The following is a 15,045-nucleotide window of genomic DNA, read 5'->3' as shown; positions in this document are numbered from 1 at the left end:
CGTCGCTCACGTCAAAGAACGACGCGGTCGACATAGCCGAAAGACCGCCACTCGCACGGGTAAAATACCGCCGCCAGTTAAGTATCTTCTATATAAAAAATTGAATTAAATTACATATACCGGTTATCTTTCGTAGGAAGAGGGCGTTTTCGGGCTATCGTGCTGTTCTGGTAAACAGATTAGTTAATATAAGGGGTATCACATTGGAGCCTTCTTTGTCTTTATATCCAGATTCACTTACGATATAAACTTAGGAAACATCCAACATTTCAGCAAAAGCGTTCTGACCGATCGGGTGCTGTCTTGTCGTGTCATTTCATGGCGAACCTCCCACTGCCCTGCGGCTGTGCCGTAACGCGGCGCTGAGCAAGCTACGGAAGCAGGTAGGGAAATCAGGGCCTGATTCTGAAAGTTTGCCGATTGTGTGATTACTCGCCAAACTTGGCCCTTCATCAGGATAGAGCGATTAGACCGAGTTTGGCGGATGTCGCGAAACCGACTGACTTAGCCCTAGGCTCGCACTAAACAGCGGCATGCGCCGTCTTTCCATAGCCGTTCTTTTGTTCGCAATCATTGGTTCGCTAGGAGCTTGCGATCGGAATCCAAAGGCGTCGGCATCCAAGAACGCTGCAGCCGTAGACCCTGTGGCGGTCGACCTGGATCGCATGGAGGCGGGAATCCGGATGGCGGCAGCAAATAAGCGTATCGACGATCTCGAGCGCAAAGTCGGGGCCTTGGAGGCAACGCCTGAAACAATCAACCTCGACCTCCTGACGCAGAGGGTGACGGCACTTGAGGTGAAGTCAGCCGGTGCCGAGGCGGTGGCGTCTCAGGCTGTGCCGGTTGCGAAGGCTGATCAGGCCGTTAGTGGTACGCCAAGACCGGGGAGCGAACCACGCCGATCGCCAGCCGGAAAAGTTAAGTTGACCCTGCCCGAGTTGGAAAATCACCCGCGCCTTGCAACCCCTGCGGAAACGAAGGCATTCTCCGGACAGAAGTAAAACTTTGCTCGCAGTTCTAGACCCTCCCAATCAGGATACAATGCGCGGGATCGCTCTGCCTTTATTAGAGAAACCTAGTTGCGCCCTGCAGTGCCGCGCGAGTTCCGCAACCGCTCGGCGTTGGCGGCGTTTGCCGCATCGATCGCCGTCCATTCCTCCTTGGAGCGGCATGTCCGCGTAGGGAACATGGAGCCCGTCGTGTCTTCGCTACGGCAGATCGTCTTGGGCGGTTTCACTTTGATCGGCGCTACGGCACCACTCGTCTTATTTGAAAGTTCGTTTGTTTGAGCAAAGGCGGCGCTGAACGAGATAAATAACGCAGCAAACATCAATGCTTCCGTCGTAACTAACCTCTCATTGCTGCGTCAATGATACGGTCCTTACGGTGCCGCACAAGCGGCGAAATCACGCGCCGAAATTGGGGTCTTCCGCGTATCTGATCGATCATGATGTCGACCTGGACGCGCACTCGCTCCTGTCGGAGCGTTCAAGACCTATCAGCGATCAATCCTCGCGATAGAAGGCCTGACGAACCTCGACTTTGGGTCGCTGCGCCAATTCGACGGGTTCTCGAACGGGGAGAAGGCAACTGCGACGTTGTCTGGGCACTAATTATCGAGGGTGAAGATATTCGATTGTAGCGGCAAATAGCGCTGTCCTACAAAGAACATATATGGAACATCGGCGGTCGGATCAACAAGGAGAGTCGGACAATGACCGACATGATCGACGGCCCCATGCTCGTAGGTATCGCAGCGCTCATCACCAGCGTCGTCAACATCATTACGGCTGTTCGCACGCGTGATCGGCCAGCGGACCGTTCGCGTGTGCGGCCGATCCCGCGGCGTAGAAAGAGAAGAGAGAATCGCAGTTTAGGCGCATGATACCTGAAAGCCCGAAGGAGACCGTTATGCGCTGCCGCGTCATTTCCCTTCTGCCCGTACTGACAGGCCTGCCTCTTTTGGCGGGATGTGCGACAAACGCAATTCAGCTTGAAACCGCCGGGACCGTTCAGGCCCGAGGCCAAGAGGCAGTCCTAGCCACGACGGCCTATTTCGACGCGATAGAGCTGCGCCGTCGGGAGGCTGCTGCAGCGTTGGTTGCGAGCGATCCAAGCTGCCTGCCGGCCACCCCGCTCCGCATCCAGGTGCCTACGGCACCGACCGTCCCGCCCGCACCTCTATGCCTTGCGAACGAGGCACCCGCCCCTGGCTATACGGCGTTCGAAATCGACATTGGTAGCAGTCCACGCGCGGTACTGGAGCCACGTGTTGCCCTGCTCGCCGCAATTGGCGGATACGCTGATGCGCTAGCGGCCATTCTCGACGCCCCCAGGACCGACGTATCGGCCGAGGTCACTGCCTTTGCCGATCAGGCCGACCGGCTGGCCCGGTTCACGAACTTTGTCGCCGGCACTGACCTGCCAAACGTCAACGAAGCTGTCGCCAGCGAACAAGGGCAGAGCGTCGTCGCGCTGATCGCGTTTGCCAACGACCTCGCGCACGAAGCGCGGCAGATCCGCAATGTGCGTGCATTGGTTGTCGAGCGCGGCGCCGTCGTCGATCGCGCACTGGCATCGCTGACCGTACAGGTCACGATTTGGGGCAGGGGGGCGGCGCGCAACGCCGACGATCTCTATAGCAACGCGCTGTTTCGAACCTACCTTCGCAATCGCACCAGTCTGACGGCCGAACAGCGCGAGCAGCTTGCGATCCGTGTTTTTGCCGCCCGCGAGGCCGCGAAGCAGGGACCCGTACGAGCGGCTGAAGTCGCAGACGCCATTGATCTCACCGCAAAAGCCCAGGCCGGGCTGCGGGATGCCTTGGCCGGTCGCTTATCGCCGCAGCAGCGCCGTGCCGCGGCTCGACTGAACATCGATCGCATCACCCGCGCGCTCGGACTGATCGCGTCGATCGCCACCCCCGCCTGAGGAGGATCCCATGACCACCTTTACCCAGGCCGTGGAGGCTGCAGACACGCTCATCGATCAGCTTCAGGCGTTGACCGAGAACCCCCGCTATCTCCCGCGCTTCTTCGATACGATATTCGGGTTACGCACGGCGCTCGGTAATGCACGCGATCGGTTCGCTTCGTTGCACAGTGCCGAGGCCGTGGACCGACCGGCATTCGCCACGATCCTGGATCGCTGCGAACAGGCGACGGCGATCGGCGCGGCACTTACACCAGGCGATGCAGAGGTGTCGCGGTACGCGGCAGCCGTACAGCGCGCGATTGCGGCGTTTGCCAATGATGGGGTGGCGTCCGCTCGGCCAGCCCTGCGCGGCGCGCTGCGGCTTCGACGATCGTCAACAGCGTTGGTAAGACCCGGGCGCCGGCCCGATCCAACGCCCGAGCCATATTACACCAGCCTGATGAAGCTATTCCCAGTCGAGGCGGTAACGCTTTACCCCCTCGCCATAGGCATTGCGGGCACCGACATTGTCATCCGCTTGATCCTTATCGCCATCATCACGCTGTTCGTTATCGCGCTGCGCTGGTTCGGAACGCAGGAGGAGAGTGGGGGAGATGCAGATGTGCTGGCGATCGGCGTGTCGGTCATTTCGTTCGAGCTCTACGCTGCCTCGCTAGGCGGCTTTGGCTACCTCCCGGGCGGCCCGGCGCAGACCAGCCAGTTCCTCGCTTTCATCACCATCATGTGGGTCGCGCTCGTACCCTTCGCGCTTCGCCACTCGCGCCGCTAATCGATAAGGAGACACGATCATGTGCATGTCCACGCACCGGCATTCGCTTCACTGCATCCTGCCACCCTACATCCTCTCCAAGATCGCCGAGAACGGCTCGCCTGCGCTGCGCGCCATGGCAATGCACAGCCTGATGATCGACCCGACCATCCGGATCGTCCGGGCCAGTACGGCGGGGCCCGTTACTGGAGACCTCGCCCGACGGCGGTCGGCTGCGGGCAACATCACTGTGCTCAGTCCACTCCGCACGATCCGAGACGCTGGGGGCGAACCTGAAGCGCCGGGATCTGTGGTCGTGCGGCGCGAAGGGGAGGGACCAACGGGCGATATCGCGGTCGACGAGGCGTATGACGGTCTCGGTGCAACGTTCGCGCTGTTCTGGGAGGCCTATCAGCGCAACTCGATCGATGATGCCGGGCTGCCGCTCGATGCCACGGTTCATTACGATCGGGACTATGACAACGCTTTCTGGGACGGCACCCAGATGGTGTTCGGCGATGGCGATGGCGAGCTGTTCAACCGCTTTACGATCGCGCTCGATGTCATTGGTCACGAGCTCACGCACGGCGTCACCGAGAAGGAAGCTGGGCTCGCCTACTTCAATCAGTCGGGCGCGCTTAACGAAAGCATCTCCGACGTGTTCGGCAGCTTGGTGAAGCAGAAGCTGCTGGGCCAGACGGCCGACCAGGCGGACTGGCTCATTGGTGCCGGACTGCTGACTTCTGCGGTCAAAGGCGTCGCGCTGCGGTCGATGAAGGAACCCGGCACGGCCTATGACGATCCTGTCCTCGGCAAGGACCCGCAGCCGGGCCACATGGACGATTTCGTCCGCACCAATCAGGACAATGGCGGGGTTCACATCAACTCCGGTATCCCCAATCGGGCCTTCTACCTGGCCGCGACGACGATCGGTGGAAACGCATGGGACCGCGCCGGTCGGATATGGTACAGTTCGCTGCTGGACCCCAATACGCGGGCCAACACGGACTTCGCCGGCTTTGCCCGCGTCACCATCGACGTCGCGGGACGTTTGCACGGTACGGATAGTGCCGAGACGACAGCTGTCGCCGAAGCATGGACAACGGTTGGAGTGATCTGATGCAGATGGGCAAGGCTTGCGACGAGACCGTGACGGGCGAAGCCCGGGTGCGGATCGAGGGAGGCCTCGCCCATTTTCCGGGGCTTGCGAAGGAACAGGCCATCTCGTTCGGCGACCTTGCAACGCCCGAGCGTCAGGAACTCACCAGCCTTGCCGACCAGGCTGACTTCTTCAGTTGCGAGCCATCGACCGATATCGCGAGGCCGGATGCACGCACGTATACGGTTGGCCTGACGATCGATGGACGAAGCAGGGAGATGCGGCTCGCCGAGCCGATCCGTGACCCCGCCATGGCGAAGCTCGTCTCTGTTGTCCGCCGCCTGAGCAAACAGCACGCACCTACACGGTGACGGTCTAACCAGGCCCGGTCTTACTGATCCTTTTCGGCGCGCTTGCGGACCGCCTTGCGCACCCGGCTAACAGCCGCTCCTAACTTGCGGTGCCTCATAAATGATCCAATAGTGGACGGTTGTCGTTAATCGACGGTAGGCGGTTTGTAGTAAAACGCCTTATCTCTCATCCCCCGCTGGCTAAGCAATGGTCGCGGCACCTTCCTCGATCACTGTTTAGGTTAGGTAGATTACTTGGGCGGCAAGGTAATCCACTATCAGCGCCGCAACAGGCGGTCACGTGCCAGTCGCGGATCCTCATACAGATCACGTATGGCGCGAAGACGAAAGACGTTCCACCAGCGCTGCCAGCGATGTTCGACGGCGTCATTGATCATGTGGCATCGCTGACAGAGCGCCTGTAGATTGGTCGGTAGACTGTTGGTTGGGTCGTGGTCGAGATGTGCGCAAGCTAGCACCACATAGGTTGTGCGAACCGAAGAGAGGTTGACGCCACTTTTCATCGATATCCGTTTGCCTTGATCCGATCGCCAGCATGATGTGGTGGCATCCCACCAGCGACCATCCCCTAAATGTGCAATCCGCTTCAGATGCGGTCGCGCGCATCGCTCACATCGCGCGCCAGCACGCTTGAAGCGGATCGTGCCCGACAACTGTTCCCAGTCAATTGGATATAGCCAACGGTTTTCATGTCGGATCGGCATGACGATTCTATGATTCATCGGTTCTAAAAACGAAAGTGAATTCGTCCTGCTCTGTTCATGTCTTGTTGCACGCCCGTTCCGTCTCGGTTGAGTGTGGACTGGCGTCGAACGGGGCGTGTCTTCGACAGTCTCGGCATCGGGTCCGTCCGCCACCTGTCCTCTATCGAAGGCTTGAATACGCCAAGCCGAGTATGACGAGATAACCCACCGTGTCCGTCGATCCGGGGAAGATCAAAATCAGAACCGCAACCTTGCACCTGTCGAGATGCTCTCCCGGTGATCGTCGCGGCCGGTCTGCGCCTCGACCGTCGAGAACAGTTCGACGTTAGTCGGCAGCCGATACGCGACTCCAGCCGACGCAGTACCGGCCAACTGAGCGCGTGGTCCACCCAGAGCAGTTAGCGTCAGCGGCGCGCCCGCATAGCCAGCGATCGCCTCGCCTCGTTTGCCATCGATCCGGGTCCGGGCGCCAAACCCAACATAGGGTCGGAACATGGCGTCGGACGTTTCGCTGCGGGCGAACGTTACTCCAGCATCGGTAAAGCGCGTCACATAATGATCGCGGGCGACGGTCAGCGCGAACGGTCCGCCTGCCTTGCTCACCCGTTCGTGCGTAGTGCGGACGTAGGTGACGCCGACCTTGGGCGTCAGCGTCCAGCCGTTCGCCATCGCCAGCGCATAGCCGACTGACACGTTGCTCGCTCAGCTGTGCAGATCATAGCGCCCGGTCGCGCTGCTTGCCCCCAACAGCGCGCGCGTCGTGCGCGCGTCGCCGCCATCATAGAGGATCGATGCGCCTATCCGGATGTTGCCAGCGGCATGGCGGCATGGCGGCATGGCGGCATGGCGGCATGGCGGTATGGCGGCATGGCGGCATAGCGGCATAGCGGCCATGCACGCCGGCGACGACGCGGGCGGTGCTGGTCGCTGCCCCAAGCGAAGCGATCCGCTGGTGGCTGTCGAGATAGCCCGCGAACGCGCCGACCGACCAGTCGCGGTTGCCGATCCCGCTGAGGAAGCCGTAGCCGTTGGTACACGCTTTAGCGGTGCCTTCGTCGCGATCGGCGTCGAGCGCATGCCACTGCGCGATCCCTTGCGCGAAGGTAAACACGCCGACGTCCATGCGGTCGGTGGTTGCAAAGCCTGGCCCGCGTGCGACGTCGGTCAGTCTCAGCGTCTGGTCGGCGCTCATCTGCATCGCCGACGCATAGGCCTGGGGAGTCAGCTGCGCGAACGCCAACGGGTTCGACGCACCGCTGGTGGCCAGCAGCGACGGTAGCGCAGAGATCAGCGTGCTGGTCGCCGACTGCACTTGGATCGCGGCATTGGCGTAAGCGACGCTGCGCTTGATTTGCGGGCTGAATGCCAGATCGCGGAGGGATTGGCCAAGCAGCTGGATGCGATCGGTACACTGCCCAACGAAGCCGAACAGCGACGCGGTCTTGTCGATCGTTGTATAGCTGCCGGTGATCCCGCCATTCGCAACGATTAGGTTGTACGAGGTCCCCGGCCGGATCGCGCCGTCCGCGACGATGCGCAGCGTGGCGCCCGACGCCATCGAAAGCGCGCCGTTGATCACCAGCTTGTCGGCGATGGTCGGCGCGATCTCAAACAGCGACACTGATCCGCTTGCGAGCGAAACGTTGCCGGTCAATGTCATCGTGGCCGGCGAACGCGATGTTGCCGATCACTGAACCGGCCGACCCAAAGGTCGCACCCCAGCGCACCGCGATCTGCACCGCGTGGATCGCCGATTCAGACAGATCGATAAGTCTACTGCCTGACATGTATACATTGAGAAGTGACGCATTGTTGGCATTGTTGCATGGCCTGTGGTCATGCCGGACGCCTCGACGTTCGCGATGGAGCTGATGCGACCGGCATCGCGGCACTGCCGCCCAATACCACGATCGTTTGGTTGCTAGCCCCGCCATCGACCGAGCCAGCGAATGTTCCTGTGACCGTGAACGGTTGTCGCCCGCGCGGAACACTACCGGAGCCATCAGCGAGGCGCTCGATCCGACCGCTAAGCTGGTCACGGCGTTGAGGCGCTCATGGGCCTGCGTGCCGGTCAGTGTTAGCGTACCACTGCCTTTGCTGCAGAATTCCGAAGTCGCTCAGTATGTCGGTGCTGATTGTGCGGTCGCCCGCGAGCTCAAGCGTCGCGGTGTCGGTCCCTACTTCACCAGCTACGGTGCCGATTAGCGTACCGCCCGCCGCCAAGCGGAAGCCGTCCTTGTCGGCGCCGAGATTGATCGTTCCGGCGACGATCAACCTTGTCGACCAACTGGGTGACGGCGAACTTGCTGGTGCGGTCAACGCTGGCGAACAGGTAGAGCCCTTCGGCGAGCTTGGGAGAGCCCTGCCTTCGGCAGTCCGAACCTTGGGGATATCCATGTGGAAGAAGCCGATCGGGTGGCGCTTGAAGCGCTGTCGCTTAGGCTTATTGCCCTCGTTGTCCGGCCGACGGAATATGCCGTGCCGCTGCAGGCAACGGTGTAGCGCTGACGGTGTCAAATGAGGGATCAAGGGCTGCAACGCGTAGAGGCAATCGAGCGGCAGCGTTGTGGCGTGAGGAGCCTTCGGCCCAGTCTTCTGATCCTCAACCGTCGCCCGCGTTCGCCATTTCTCCACCGTCTTCGGATTGATCCCGGGCTCTCGGCCTGGCGTCAAGAGTGAAGCTTGCGATCGCTGTATTACTGCTCTGACGGCGTCCGTTGTTGTGGCGCTCCCATGACGTACTTATCCCATACGGGGCATTCTCGACGAGATGGCGGCCGCAGTATCGCTGTTTGTCATAGCGAATGGTTCGCTTCCGGTTGCAGCGTCCAGGAATGACAGGTGTAGCGCCTGCGTCACGAAGCGAACGGCGCAGGCTATCGGCATCGTAGGCCACTTCGACAAGCTCAGGACAGATTTGTCGCCGAGCAGGTACCGCATGCGACCGGCGCGTTCGAGAAGGGCGGGCGCTGCCTTGATGTCGCTGACGTTGCCCGGTGTCARCATCAGCGCATAGGTACGACCGACGACGTCGGTGAGTGCAGGAATTTTGGTGGTCCAGCCACCCCGGGACCGCCCGATCGCTTGCGCGGAGCGCCCCCTTTTGCGCGAAATGCAGCGCGTTGGATCTTGATGTACGTGCTGTCGATTCCCGTGCTTCTTGTCACGACGCCCGCGTAGACCAGCGTAGCGGCCAATTTCGCCCAACCTCCGCTGCGACCAGCGTTGAAGCGATTATAGGTCGTCGTCGACGGACCGTAGTCCACTGGGCAGTCGCACCACCGTCAGCCGACCGTCAGCACGTGAATAATGCCTGAAATCACCCGTCGATCATCGCCCCGACGGGCACCGGGCTGGTTCTTCGGCAAATGCGGCTCGATCGCCTTCCATGCTTCGTCCGATAACCAGAACAACGTCATCTACCGCCTCCATCGTTACACGCTTTGTGAGTCGGGAAGCCCCCCTCAGATCAATAGCCTGATTGGGTTTGAGCCCTAGCGGTGGGGCGCGCCTGCAGCCGTTCCTACTGCGGTTTTACAGGACATCGATACCGGCGATTATCGAGCCGGCAAGGTAATTGTAATGCTCTTGGCTCTGTGAAAACTCGAGCAAAAGCGCTCCCTTGCCGAAGCCATTGTCCAACGCGGTGGTGTAGTAAGCTTTACCACCTGCATCGGCTTCACGATCAAGTGTATTGCGGTACATATAGTCGACCAGCTGACCATTACTGAAGCCATTGGTGGCCTGTGTAAATTCTGCAGAGCTGGCGAAATCATTGGCCGCCTGCGTAAGCGTGAGGGTTCCTGTCTTCAGGCGCTCGGCGTAATAGATCAATCCGCTTGCGTCGGGCTTCCGACCAGCGAAACTGTCATAAAGCAGTGCCACTGCTTGATAGTTGTCGTCCGTATTAAAATACCCCTGCGCCACGGTATTCGCGGTGAGACTGCGATGCTCCGTTGATTCGGAGAAACCGATCAGCAAATCAGCGCGTGACCCGCCATTATCGAGTAGGTTGGTATAATAGGCCTTGCCGCCTGCGTCGGCTACACGGCCAAGAGCATTCTGGTAGACATAGTCGGCAAACGCGCCGTTCGAGAGAGCGCCGGTCGCTTGTTGAAACTCGCTGCTATTGAGGAAATCCGAAGCAACGGCCGCAATGGAAGCTCCGCGATCCTCGATACGATCGACGTAGAAGTCCAAGCCGACAGCGTCGGGCTGACGCTGAAACACCGTGTCGTAAAGGCGCATGACCTGCGCGCCAACGCTGTCGGCGTCGATCGTGAACACGCCGTCGGCGAAAGTGATGTATTCTATATTTACCAGTGTATCGGTCCCCTCCGTCGAGCCGTGAAGCGTCGCGATACCGCTCGCAACGGAAGGCGCGTAGGTGCGGAAAACACCCGAATAATCGACGCGATCGATTCCCGTCCCACCATCAAGATAGTCGTTGCCAGCTGCGCCGAACAAAACGTCGTTGCCGCCACCGCCGAAAAGCTGGTCGGCGCCGGCGGTACCGACCAGCCTGTCGGCACCGCCGGTGCCGTTCAGCATCAGTCCGCTAGTGATGATGTCTGACAGCGCGATACCGGTGCGTACATAGATCTGGAAACCGCCGCTTGCGCTGTCGGCATAAACGAACGCGCCACCACCGGACGAGGCCTGGATGCGGACGTTTGACGGCGCGAAGCCGGTAATGTCGAGCAGGTCGACGCCAATCTGAAAATCTTCCAGCTGATCCTGTGTGCGATTGTTAGAATCTGCTGCACTAAGAAAGATAAAGCGATCCGCGTCCGCCCCGCCATACAGGAAGGTGAAGCCCGACCCGGCGGTGATGAAGTCTGCACCGGCGCCGCCACTGACGGAACCTGTCCCAGTACCGGCGATGATCACGTCGTTTCCGGCACCACCGCTGATCGAGATGCTGGCGACTCCGCTGACATCAATCCGGTCGTCGCCAGCGCCTGCGTTGATCGTCAGCGCCTCAATGCTGCTCAGATGAAGCAGGGAGGCCGACAAGCTGCGCGCCTGATTATCAGAAAAAGTGAAGTAGGCTCGATCCGTTCCGGCACCACCATCAATAACGAAACCGTCCAGTGATCCAGATACGGTAATGTTTAAAGTATCGGCACCACCCCCGCCGTAGAACCGATCGATACCCCCGCCGCCATACAGGCTATCGTCGCCATCGCCGCCGATCAGGACATCGTTGCCGGTACCGCCGTACAGTGCATCCTTACCAGCACCGCCATCGAGATAATTAACGCCCTTACCCGCATTAAGGGTGTCGTCGCCCTCACCGCCGACGAGGGTATCGTCGCCGTCACCTCCATTCAGCCGGTCGTTTCCGATACCGCCGTCAAAGTAATTAGTTCCGTTGGCACCGGAGATGGTATCGTCGCCGTCTCCGCCGTAGGCGCGGTTGTAACCGCCGCGCGCCAGGATCGTGTCGTTGCCGCCCAGTCCGTAAATAATGTCGGAGCCACCGATACCGTTGATCGTATCGGACTGTTCACTGCCGTTTTGGGTAAGCGTCACGCTGGCAGCATCCCAGTTCCAGCTGGCGACCTGCCGTCCCTTCGCGCTGGCATCGCCATAGACGTAGCGGATGGCGTCCGTATCAAGTTGGCCTAGCACGTCACCGGACACACCACCCGGGGTGTAGCTCATCACTGTATTGGCGTAGTTGTCGAGATCGGTGGCCAGCGTCGTATCGCCATCGAACGAATGTTTCAGGCCGATTGCGTGGCCGATCTCGTGCAGCAGGATGTGTTGATCAGTTGCATAGCCATCACCAATGAAGACATCGCTGGAAATGTCGTAGCCGGCTCCATTGTCAGGGTAGTAGGCGAAACCGCCCGATCCTGGCCTCATCAACTGCATGTTGTAGTTGCCAAACTTCAGGTCGCCGTCACCCGCCGCCACTTCGAGAAAGCTAATTCCGGACACCGCGGCCCATGCAGACAGCGCTTGACGAGACGCAGCCTTCTCAGCGTCGGAAAAGACACGGAAGCTAGCCAGCGCTTCGGATGAATAAACTCCCTGCAGATAGGTGGGTACGCTGGTGGTAAAGGAGTAGCTGACAAAGGCGCCAGTGCCGATTTTTCCAACCACCGAGCTACCCGACAGCAAGGCAGTAAAATCGCGAACCTGAACCATAAGCCCCCCGGCAAACTGACGGCATCAAAAATTACCGATACTAGAGAGTATCAGGTAATGGCAGGCGTTGGGAAAATTTCCGTACAAAGCTGAATTACCACCGCGTGTTGGATCGCATCGATTGTAAGTGGATCGATCTCAGCTGCGATATTTCCGCGAAGGTAGAGCGAACTCGAACCAGAGACCTGATAGGCAGCGAAACCATTTTTGACTGCACGCAGGAGCACACGCCGCTATGTGCGTTCAAAAGTATTGCCTAGCGAGGTACCGCAGGATCGACGTCTAACGCAAACGCCATCCGTTCAATCACATCGATTGTTGCGGCGTATCGCCCTCTTTCAAGAGCGCTGACGGTCCGGCTTCCTTATACTCACCTTGCCGCAATGTCTTTTGAGCTTACGTTTAAGGCAATCTTGCTCCGCGCGCGCACCCTGGCGAGCACGATATGGAGAGAGTTTGGTCACGATCTAGCCCGTCTCCACTAATCCGCGATCAAGGCCGGCCTCATCCCGAGGGAGGAGATGCAGCTGCGTGCCTGCATTAAGGTGCTCGCGCCGCACCTCCGCTGCGACCAGCGATTATAGATCGTCGTCGACGGACCGTAGTCCACTGGGCAGTCGCACCACCGGCAGCCGACCGTTAGCACGTGAATAATGCCCGAAATCACCCGTCGGTCATCGCCCCGACAGGTGTGGGCTGGTTCTTCGGCAAATGCGGCTCGATCGCCTTCCATGCCTCGTCCGATAACGAGAGCAACGCCATCTAACGCCTCCATCGTCATGCGCTCTGTGAATCAGGAAGCCCTCCTCAAATCGATAGCCTGATTAGATTTTGAGCTCAGACACCGACCCATCACACCATTTGTAATCCGTTAATAAATACCGGTTATCTATTCAAATCATTTTTTGCAGTATTCAGGGACTTGAAATGGCTATATTAACCGCCGGCATTGCCGGAAGTCTCGATATCTTTGAGGCCGCTATAGCATCATCATTAGCATATGAGATAAAGGACGCTAGTTCAAGCTCTCTATCCATAATATTCTCTAACTTCTTGGATGATGTGAAGGGAAATGGTCTTGTATATGATAGTGATAATCTTCCTATCGAAGGAACTATAACAAGTTTAGACGAGTTCAAAAATGGCAGTCTGTCATTTTCGTTAAAAAGTTTATCTCTTTCAGCGAAAGACTTTACGAGTTATATAAGTAATGGCGAGTATATACCATTCTTTTCCTCGGTTTTTTCAGAGTCTGACATCATTGAAGGCGGCGCCTTTAACGATAGAATATACTCTTTCGACGGTGACGATACAATAAGAGGTGGAGATGGCGATGATGAGATTGACGGTGGTGCTGGTAGTGATCTAATTTATGGCGGAAAGGGTAATGACGCAATTTATGGCGGGTTTGGTCTTGATACGGCACATTTTGATGGATTGTTTCGTTCTTATTCGGTTTCGCAAAAGGACGGTGCCTTTGTTGTCACAGGACCGGATGGGACCGATGTACTGGAGGGGGTGGAGCGGGTATCATTCAATGATGGTTCGCTAATAATTGATCCAGATCTTGCGTCCCATGCCCCGGCGGCTCAGATACTTAGATTGTATGACGCTGTATTGCAGCGCCAGCCCGATCAAATTGGCTTGGACTTTTACACAAGAATCCTGGAACATAACGATGTGTCTATTACTGTTGTTGCATCCGATCTCATGAATAGTGCTGAATTCGGGACAAAGACTGGAGCCCTCTCGAATGGCGCATTTGTCGATTATGTCTACCAGCACTCTCTTGGCCGCTTACCTGACGCGGATGGTAAGGCTTACTACACCAACCTCCTCGACAAAGGTGAGTCACGCGTTGATTTAATGATCAGCTTCTCTGAATCAACGGAACATATCTATCTAACTGCTCATGCCGTTGCGGAAAAATATTTCAATACGGACAGCAGCTATCAAGCCGTGGCGCTGCTTTATGACAGTTTCGCCGGTCGGAAACCGGACGTAGGCGGATTAACCTATTACGCTGAGTTACTGAAAAGCGGGAGCTTAACACTCGCGCAAGCGGCGAATGACTTTGCTGAATCTAACGAATTCACGCAGGCGACCCTCGGCCTCAGCAACGGTCAGCTTGTTGATTACATGTACCGGAACACGCTTGATCGTGAAGCCGATGCCGGTGGTAAGACCTACTATACTACGGCGTTAGATAACGGATTCAGTAAGGCTTCGCTGTTATTAGATTTCTCACAAAGTCAAGAGCATTACAATTACCTAGCTAGCTCGATAATTGGTGGTATCGAAGCAGTTTAGAGGCTTAACTGACGAGAGGTGCAGGGAAGCTACTATTCTACCGCTAAATTGCAAAGGCGCCGCTGCCGACTTTGTGTTGCTTGGCTGTCGCGCGGACCGGCCCATTCGGCGCAAACGCATTGCGTAGGATCGCCAGCTTCTCTCGACGATCTTCAGCGCTGCTGCTGATCCCACGGTTTGATGGTGCGATCCTTTCGTTGGAATGGATGGAAGCCATGCGGAACAAGTACGTCACGGGAGCGCCGCGACCACGTACGCCGACATCCTCGCCAATGACGTACAGAGCGCCGCCGCGGCAGCCACATGCCTTGTTCTCGATGTCGACGACCTGCTCGATCCGTTGCAGGCGCGCGGGAAGCCGCTCGCGGTTGGTCTTGCGCCGGCGGGGCTCGCGCGGTGTGGGCGCAATAGTATCGAGACTGGCAGCGACCACGGCGAGTGCTGTCTTGGTGTCCTTGGCCGCATGCGCCTCGATTCTCATCGAACGTCGATCATCACCCTTGCTGCTGTAGTGGCAGCGTTCCGTGCTGGTTTGGAAGCTGTTGCCAACAAGACAGCGTCCGCGCCGCTGACACCGATCCGTACCGCCGCCTGTCGACGCGACAGACCGGTCTACGATCGCTGCCACAACCCTGTCTCAACGATCCACTGATAATGCTCTCGTCATCTGTACCAGCTGCCTGCACCGGCAGTATCCATGACTCAAAAAAAGCGCGACGAGAG

Annotated in this window: 14 protein-coding genes and 3 pseudogenes; 7 read left to right on the top strand and 10 right to left on the bottom strand. The window is 58.3% G+C overall.

Annotated elements, in window-relative coordinates; translation table 11 throughout:
• Window positions 1-533: 533 nt before the first annotated feature.
• Window positions 534-1,001, top strand: a complete 468-nt coding sequence (locus ASE69_RS20440) for a hypothetical protein (protein WP_156362447.1) — start codon at window positions 534-536, stop codon at window positions 999-1,001.
• 74 nt (window positions 1,002-1,075) lie between these two features.
• On the opposite strand, the gene ASE69_RS20435 is transcribed toward ASE69_RS20440, so the two are convergent.
• Window positions 1,076-1,330, bottom strand: coding sequence for a hypothetical protein (locus tag ASE69_RS20435; RefSeq protein ID WP_156362446.1), 255 nt, complete (start codon window positions 1,328-1,330; stop codon window positions 1,076-1,078).
• 384 nt (window positions 1,331-1,714) lie between these two features.
• Here ASE69_RS20435 and ASE69_RS22315 point away from each other — a divergent pair, with 384 nt between their 5' ends.
• The 5 genes from ASE69_RS22315 to ASE69_RS20415 are packed head-to-tail and all read left to right on the top strand — an operon-like array spanning window position 1,715 to window position 5,152.
• Window positions 1,715-1,885, top strand: a complete 171-nt coding sequence (locus ASE69_RS22315) for a hypothetical protein (protein ID WP_156362445.1) — start codon at window positions 1,715-1,717, stop codon at window positions 1,883-1,885.
• A gap of 26 nt (window positions 1,886-1,911) precedes the next feature.
• Complete coding sequence (locus ASE69_RS20430) at window positions 1,912-2,931, top strand: hypothetical protein (protein ID WP_156362444.1); 1,020 nt, start codon at window positions 1,912-1,914, stop codon at window positions 2,929-2,931.
• A gap of 10 nt (window positions 2,932-2,941) precedes the next feature.
• Window positions 2,942-3,703, top strand: coding sequence for a hypothetical protein (locus tag ASE69_RS20425; RefSeq protein WP_056490900.1), 762 nt, complete (start codon window positions 2,942-2,944; stop codon window positions 3,701-3,703).
• A gap of 19 nt (window positions 3,704-3,722) precedes the next feature.
• Window positions 3,723-4,802: a M4 family metallopeptidase gene (locus ASE69_RS20420; protein ID WP_056490896.1), complete on the top strand. Its 1,080-nt coding sequence runs from the start codon at window positions 3,723-3,725 to the stop codon at window positions 4,800-4,802.
• Window positions 4,802-5,152 carry a protealysin inhibitor emfourin gene (locus ASE69_RS20415; RefSeq protein ID WP_056490894.1) on the top strand — a complete coding sequence of 117 codons (351 nt, stop codon included), beginning with the start codon at window positions 4,802-4,804 and terminating at the stop codon, window positions 5,150-5,152. Before ASE69_RS20420 ends, ASE69_RS20415 begins: the two co-directional genes overlap by 1 nt.
• A gap of 257 nt (window positions 5,153-5,409) precedes the next feature.
• On the opposite strand, the gene ASE69_RS21680 is transcribed toward ASE69_RS20415, so the two are convergent.
• The 8 genes and pseudogenes from ASE69_RS21680 to ASE69_RS21640 form a co-directional block, all read right to left on the bottom strand.
• Window positions 5,410-5,856, bottom strand: a complete 447-nt coding sequence (locus tag ASE69_RS21680; protein WP_082453299.1) for a hypothetical protein — start codon at window positions 5,854-5,856, stop codon at window positions 5,410-5,412.
• A 237-nt stretch (window positions 5,857-6,093) separates the two neighbouring features.
• Complete coding sequence (locus ASE69_RS20410; RefSeq protein ID WP_056490891.1) at window positions 6,094-6,549, bottom strand: autotransporter outer membrane beta-barrel domain-containing protein; 456 nt, start codon at window positions 6,547-6,549, stop codon at window positions 6,094-6,096.
• 85 nt (window positions 6,550-6,634) lie between these two features.
• Window positions 6,635-7,516 (bottom strand): hypothetical protein, encoded by an 882-nt coding sequence (locus tag ASE69_RS22310; RefSeq protein WP_156362443.1) that lies wholly within the window; start codon window positions 7,514-7,516, stop codon window positions 6,635-6,637.
• A gap of 392 nt (window positions 7,517-7,908) precedes the next feature.
• Window positions 7,909-8,130 (bottom strand): hypothetical protein, encoded by a 222-nt coding sequence (locus ASE69_RS22455; protein ID WP_056490885.1) that lies wholly within the window; start codon window positions 8,128-8,130, stop codon window positions 7,909-7,911.
• Window positions 8,120-8,553 (bottom strand): annotated as a pseudogene (locus tag ASE69_RS23145) (IS481 family transposase); the annotation flags it as partial. The gene ASE69_RS22455 and the pseudogene ASE69_RS23145, both read right to left, overlap by 11 nt.
• A gap of 64 nt (window positions 8,554-8,617) precedes the next feature.
• Window positions 8,618-9,275 (bottom strand): annotated as a pseudogene (locus tag ASE69_RS23140) (IS5 family transposase); the annotation flags it as partial.
• Window positions 9,276-9,390: 115 nt separating this feature from the next.
• Window positions 9,391-12,012, bottom strand: a complete 2,622-nt coding sequence (locus tag ASE69_RS22305) for a M57 family metalloprotease (RefSeq protein WP_156362442.1) — start codon at window positions 12,010-12,012, stop codon at window positions 9,391-9,393.
• A gap of 562 nt (window positions 12,013-12,574) precedes the next feature.
• Window positions 12,575-12,774 (bottom strand): annotated as a pseudogene (locus ASE69_RS21640) (transposase); the annotation flags it as partial.
• Between the two features lie 165 nt (window positions 12,775-12,939).
• On the opposite strand from ASE69_RS21640, the gene ASE69_RS23245 reads away from it, so the two are divergent.
• Window positions 12,940-14,322, top strand: a complete 1,383-nt coding sequence (locus ASE69_RS23245) for a DUF4214 domain-containing protein (protein WP_082453292.1) — start codon at window positions 12,940-12,942, stop codon at window positions 14,320-14,322.
• Between the two features lie 43 nt (window positions 14,323-14,365).
• On the opposite strand, the gene ASE69_RS20370 is transcribed toward ASE69_RS23245, so the two are convergent.
• Window positions 14,366-14,803: a hypothetical protein gene (locus ASE69_RS20370; protein WP_056490871.1), complete on the bottom strand. Its 438-nt coding sequence runs from the start codon at window positions 14,801-14,803 to the stop codon at window positions 14,366-14,368.
• Window positions 14,804-15,045 lie beyond the last annotated feature (242 nt).

Origin of the sequence: Sphingomonas sp. Leaf208 (genome assembly GCF_001421415.1) — a bacterium.
Taxonomy (GTDB): Bacteria; Pseudomonadota; Alphaproteobacteria; order Sphingomonadales; family Sphingomonadaceae; genus Sphingomonas.
The sequence above is the reverse complement of the archived record's forward strand: the minus strand, read 5'-3'. Positions and strand labels throughout refer to the sequence as shown.